Source organism: Bartonella sp. MR168JLCBS, from assembly GCF_042194175.1.
This window is the reverse complement of sequence record NZ_JBHIMP010000635.1, coordinates 1-521: the sequence shown is the minus strand read 5'-3', so window position 1 is coordinate 521 and position 521 is coordinate 1. Positions and strand designations below refer to the sequence as shown.

General features: G+C 41.1%; 1 pseudogene. It reads left to right on the top strand.

The window, feature by feature from the left end:
• Nucleotides 1-521, top strand: a pseudogene (locus ACFIK8_RS13120) (sensor histidine kinase); the annotation flags it as partial.

Here is a 521-nt window from a genome sequence, read left to right as displayed (position 1 = left end):
TGTTCGTAGTCTTGATGATATTCTCAAGTATACGGAACTTATTGTTTACGCACATCCGCAATGGTATGAATGGTTTAATGCTTTTAAAAAAGAGGTCGAAGCACGCAAAGCTTTTATGAATGACCATATGCTTGCTCTTGATGCACTTCCTGATCAATCTTCCCAACCCTCTTTCTCCTCTGAAATTCCAAAGATTCAAGTGGCGCGTTTAGCCCAGTTGATGACAAGCTTTATTAATGGAGATGATGTGGTGCGGCAAAAACAGCGCGAGAACATCGCACTTATGCGGGCTGCTTTAACATTGGCGGCTATTGTTTCTGTCGTAAGTACTTTTGTTTCGGCTTATTTTGTCATTAATCGTTTTCACCGTGATGTACGCTCCTTAAAAATGTATCAATTGTTACTTCATAGTGAGAATATAGCCCTTGAAGCACGTGTGAAAGAACGCACACAGGAATTGGAAAAAGCACGCAATCATGCCGAGAAAGAACGGCAACGTGTTGAAATGTTGTTGCAAGATG